Genomic DNA, 5,268 nt, shown 5'->3' with positions numbered 1-5,268 from the left:
GCGCCATCAAGCTCCTCGATGGCGATACCGCCAAGGTCGGTTTTGCATCTGGCTCGAAGGCGTTCGGCCACCGGTACCTGCTCGGCTTCCTCGAGCAACGCGGGCTGGCACGCGCAACGATCACGCAGCTGTAACTGTACGCGCGAGGGCACTGCACGGGTTGGTTCGACCCGTGCGCGGAAGGCAGGGTCATCCCGTCATCGACCTGGTATGAATTCAACGGAGTACGTAAATGGCAATCATTGATTTTTTCGATCGCGGGTGGCGCATTAACCCCCACGGCATCGCTTATATCCAGGATGAGCGAAGCTTCTCGTTCCAGGAGATCGGCGAGCTTTCTTGCCGCATTGCGAACGGGCTGCTTGCGAGCGGATTCGAGAAGGAAGCGAAGGCTGCAGTATGGGCGGACAACGACGTGATCGGTTGGGGCTGCACGCTCGGCATGTGGCGCGCGGGCATGGTGTATATCCCCGTCAACGGGCGCAACGCACCTGCCGAGAACCAGTACGTGCTTGACGCCTTCGACTGCGAGGCGCTGTTCTTCACCCAGGCCTTCGCGTCGATCATCGGAGAACTGCGCGCGAGCTTGCCAAAGGTGAAGCTCTGGGTGTGCATCGATGCAGAGCTACCGTGGGCGCCATCGCTTGCAACCTGGAGCGCTGGCCAGCCGACGACGATGCCGCGTGTCGATTACGACATGGACGACATCGTCACGCTTTCGGCCACCGGTGGCACGACTGGCGCGCCGAAGGGGGTGATGAACTCGCACCGGGTGTTCCAGACGTACTTCGCCCAGTTCATGATCGCGTTCCCGTATGGCGCGCAGCGCCCGGTGAACCTTGCCGCGGCGCCGATGACGCATACCGCAGGTATGTTGTCTCTGCCCTGTACCGCACGCGGCGGCACGGTGGTGGTGCTGACCAAGCCGGAGCCCGCGCTGCTGTTGGCCACCATCGCCAAGCATCGAGTCACCGAGTTCTTCCTGCCGCCGACGGTCATATACCGCCTGCTCGATATCCCGGGCATCGAGCAGCAGGATTTCTCGTCGCTCAAGTACTTCCTCTACGGCGCCGCGCCAATGTCGGTGGAGAAGCTCAAGCGTGCGATCGAGGTGTTCGGCCCCGTCATGGCCGGCGGTTACGGGCAGACGGAGGCCGCAGCGTCGATTTCCTACTTGACGCCAACTGAGCATTTCGTCGACGGAAAGATTGCGTCGGATGAGCGGTTGTCTTCGGTCGGCCGTCCGAACCCGCTGATCCGCGTCGAGATCCTGAACGATCAGGGCGAGCTGCTGCCGCAAGGCGAGACCGGTGAAATCTGCGTGCGCGGCGATCTCATCATGAAGGGATATTTCAAGGCTCCGGACAAGACTGCGGAGACCATCGTCGACGGCTGGCTGCACACCGGCGACATCGGCCACCTGGATGCCGAGGGCTACCTGCACATCACCGACCGCAAGAAAGACATGATCATCAGCGGCGGCTTCAACGTGTACCCGAGCGAAGTCGAACAGGTCATCTGGGCGCACCCGGCGGTGCAGGACTGCGCGGTGATCGGCGTGCCCGACGACAAGTGGGGCGAGGCGGTGAAGGCAGTCGTGGAGCTTAACGTCGGCCAAAGCGTGAGCGCCGAGGAACTCGTCGCGCTTTGCAAGGACAAGCTCGGCTCGGTCAAGGCGCCGAAGAGTGTGGACTTCGTCGCCGCGCTGCCGCGCAGCACCGTCGGCAAGGTGTTGAAGAAAGATCTGCGCGAGCAGTACTGGCAAGGCCAGCAACGCAAGATCTAAGAGGCCTTCTACGAGCGACACACCATGAACAACATCTACATTGTCGGTATCGCCATGACCGTGTTCGGTCGGCACATCGAGCGCAGCATCGACGATCTGGCCGGCGAGGCGCTGCGCGGCGCTTTGCATGACGCAGGCTGCAATGCCGACGCGATTGGCGCGGCGTTTTATTCGGGCGTAACCCGACATGCTGGAATCGCTGATGCAGTTGGATGCATCTACCATCGGTAGCCGCAATGAGCCGACCGGCACGACAACAAAGCACCTGCTGGACCCATCGCCAGGTAATTAAAAGTCGATTGCAATGTTCTTCGTGAATTTCAACCCGGAGAAGGAGTCATGGATCTTAGAACCATAGGTCTTTGTTTCGCTGCCGTTGTTCTGATGGCGACTTCGTTCATCTACGGCATAAAGTTTTTGAAGAAACGAAACTATTTGATAGGGCTCGAGTGGTGGGTGGTTACGGTATCCGCGACCAATCTGTTGATCTATTTCTCAAGCGGCGCCCAGATCAGTTATCACATTTCCTATTTTCTCGACGCGTTTTCGAGGGGTTTCGGTATACCGGTAATCGCCACCGCCGGCCTTCTGGTTCTTACACACGGATACAAGCCATCGTTGTTGGCGGACATTCTGTTCTTTGTCGCGGGTTTCGTCGTGGCGGCCATCCTGATGTCGGCCGATTTCGTGATGAAGGTGAAGCCGTACCTGTACGTGGTGATGTTTGCCGGATTCTCGATCTATCTCGCATACTTCATCAAACGACTGGTGATCGCCGGCGAAAAGCTTCACGCGTTAGGCATGGCCGTCGGCCTCGTGACCTGTCAGACGATTGCCTCGATATACGACTTCTACAAGATTCCCGGTGAGGAGACGAACGTCGTCTTCAATTTTCTATTTTTGGCTCTTCTTACGTGGTCGTATTTTGCGACTGAACTGTATTACGCTTACTGCGCGCTGGAGCGCGCCGAACACGCCAGAAGAATCGTGGTGGCGAGGAAAACATAGGGGCATGATGAAGTTCGGTGACCATCACCCCACGCAGCCGTCAGTGTCATTGATGGAAGTGGCGCAATCTGACCGGCTAACAAATCATTCATCCATCTGTCCTGTTTCAAAACAATCTTGATTTTGCCGCGTAGGATTCGCTTCATGAATGCCAGGAGATTCATAAAATAAATTTCAGAATCAGTAGCTCGATCGATATGATAAGGATTCCTTTGAAGTTGGGCGCGCAATGATCAAACGTTGTTCAACGGCACCCCATACCTCAATGAACCGGAACCGCATGCATTTCGGACCGGTGGTTGACTCACAAGACTGAATGATCGAAATAATGACGAGCACGGCACAGCAACTCGATATCACCAGGCTGGTTCGCTATCTGGAGAGCCATGTTCCAGGTTTCAAAGGTCCCGTCGACGTGAAAAAGTTCGCCGGCGGCCAGTCGAATCCGACCTTCCGACTGACCGCGCGCAGCGGCCACTACGTGCTGCGCTGCCAGCCGCCGGGTGAACTGCTGAAGTCCGCACACGCGGTGGATCGCGAGTTTCGTGTGTTGAGCTCGCTGTGGGGCACCGCGGTGCCGGTCGCGCATCCGTATCACCTCTGCGTTGACCGCGACGTTATCGGCAGCATGTTCTACGTGATGAGCTTCGAGGACGGTCGGATTTTCTGGGATCCCGCGCTGCCGGATCTGCCGAAGCATGATCGTGCGATCTGCTACGACGTGGTGCTGCAGACGATGGCTGCGCTGCATGACGTTGACGTCGACGCGGTTGGTCTCGCCGACTACGGTCGCCCGGGCAACTACTTCGAGCGCCAGATCGGTGTGTGGACGAAGCAATACCGCGCGGCAGAGACGGAGCGCCTCGACGCGATGGAGACGCTGATCGATTGGCTGCCGGAGGCATGCCCTGACGACACGGACCGGCCGGCACTGGTCCACGGCGACTTCCGGATCGACAACCTGATGTTCGCAAGAGACGGCTATCGCGTGAGGGCCGTGCTCGACTGGGAACTGTCGACGCTCGGCAATCCGCTCGCGGATCTCGCCTACTTTTGCATGTGCCTACGATTGCCGTCCGACGGCTTGGTTCCCGGACTGACCGGGCACGACTGCACCGAACTCGGCATTCCTGACGAAGCGGCGATCGTCGCGCGTTATTGTGAGCTGCGCGGAATCGAACCGATCCGAGATTGGAATTTCTATCTGGCATTCAGCTTTTTCCGGTTTGCGGCGATCGCGCAGGGAGTGAAAGCTCGCGCCCTCCAGGGCAACGCATCGAATTCAAAGGCACTGCAGGTCGGCGACATGACCAGGTCGCTGGCTGACGAGGCCGTGCGAGTGATAGATACGCAGCGCTGAAGCAAACCGAAGCGGCACCCGCCGCATGTATATCAATGGAGGAGTGAAACATGGCAACGAATCTGTTCGACCTGACCGGCAAGATCGCACTGGTGACGGGTGCGAGCCGCGGCATCGGCGAGGAAATTGCGAAACTGCTCGCGGAGCAGGGCGCGCACGTGATCGTGTCGAGCCGCAAGCTCGACGACTGCCAGGCCGTCGCCGACGAGATCGTCGCGGCCGGCGGCCGCGCCGAGGCGCTGGCCTGCCACGTCGGGCGGCTCGAAGATATCGCCGCGACGTTCGAGCACATCCGCGGCAAGCACGGCCGCCTCGACATCCTCGTGAACAACGCGGCCGCGAACCCGTATTTCGGGCACATCCTCGATACCGACCTCGCCGCGTACGAGAAGACGGTCGAGGTGAACATCCGCGGCTACTTCTTCATGTCGGTCGAGGCCGGCAAGCTGATGAAGACGCACGGCGGCGGCGCGATCGTCAACACGGCGTCGGTGAACGCGCTGCAGCCGGGCGACCGGCAGGGCATCTACTCGATCACGAAGGCCGCGGTCGTCAACATGACGAAGGCGTTCGCGAAGGAGTGTGGGTCGTTCGGCATTCGCGTGAACGCGCTGCTGCCGGGGCTCACGAAGACGAAATTCGCTGGCGCGTTGTTTGAGGACAAGAACATCTATGGAGGCTGGCTCGCGAAGATCCCTCTGGGCCGCCATGCGGAGCCTCGCGAGATGGCAGGCACTGTACTTTACCTCGTGTCAGATGCGGCGAGCTATACGAGTGGCGAATGCATCGTCGTCGACGGCGGCCTGACGATCTGATGCCGCAACGAAAGCAGAGGTCGAAGCTCGCGAGTCGTGACGATGCCTCTTGTGCAGGGCTCGCTGCTCAGGTGCTTCGGCTGGCTGGAGGACGTTGTCGCGGCGATGTCGGTATCTCGTCCGTGAATGTGCTTGTTTGACCGGGCTGGCCGCCGCTGTCGAAGGTGGTGTCTCGGTTTTCTGACCGAATGGAGTCGATCATGGATTTTGGCTATACCCCGAAAGTAGAAGAATTGCGCGGCCGTTTGGGCGCGTTCATGGACGAACACATCGTGCCGCGCATCCGCCAGTGGCACGAA

At 59.5% G+C, this 5,268-nt stretch carries 6 protein-coding genes and 1 pseudogene; all 7 read left to right on the top strand.

From position 1 onward, the window contains the following. The coding region (locus DIE06_RS37315; RefSeq protein WP_311767661.1) for a DUF5938 domain-containing protein at positions 1-134 on the top strand (134 nt) is incomplete at its 5' end. A gap of 98 nt (positions 135-232) precedes the next feature. After that, entirely contained in the window at positions 233-1,786 is a 1,554-nt protein-coding gene (locus DIE06_RS37310; protein ID WP_124665694.1) for a class I adenylate-forming enzyme family protein, read from the top strand. A 24-nt stretch (positions 1,787-1,810) separates the two neighbouring features. Further along, positions 1,811-1,969, top strand: a pseudogene (locus tag DIE06_RS37305) (thiolase family protein); the annotation flags it as partial. Positions 1,970-2,125: 156 nt separating this feature from the next. Next, on the top strand, positions 2,126-2,794 hold the full coding sequence (locus tag DIE06_RS37300; RefSeq protein WP_124665693.1) for a hypothetical protein: 669 nt from the start codon (positions 2,126-2,128) through the stop codon (positions 2,792-2,794). Between the two features lie 328 nt (positions 2,795-3,122). Further along, entirely contained in the window at positions 3,123-4,154 is a 1,032-nt protein-coding gene (locus tag DIE06_RS37295) for a phosphotransferase (protein WP_124665692.1), read from the top strand. A gap of 50 nt (positions 4,155-4,204) precedes the next feature. Beyond that, positions 4,205-4,969: an SDR family oxidoreductase gene (locus DIE06_RS37290; RefSeq protein WP_124665691.1), complete on the top strand. Its 765-nt coding sequence runs from the start codon at positions 4,205-4,207 to the stop codon at positions 4,967-4,969. A gap of 200 nt (positions 4,970-5,169) precedes the next feature. Continuing rightward, the coding region (locus DIE06_RS37285) for an acyl-CoA/acyl-ACP dehydrogenase (protein ID WP_148094377.1) at positions 5,170-5,268 on the top strand (99 nt) is incomplete at its 3' end.

It is taken from the genome of Burkholderia sp. Bp8998 (assembly GCF_003854235.1).
GTDB lineage: Bacteria > Pseudomonadota > Gammaproteobacteria > Burkholderiales > Burkholderiaceae > Burkholderia.
This window is presented reverse-complemented; position numbering and strand designations above follow the sequence as displayed.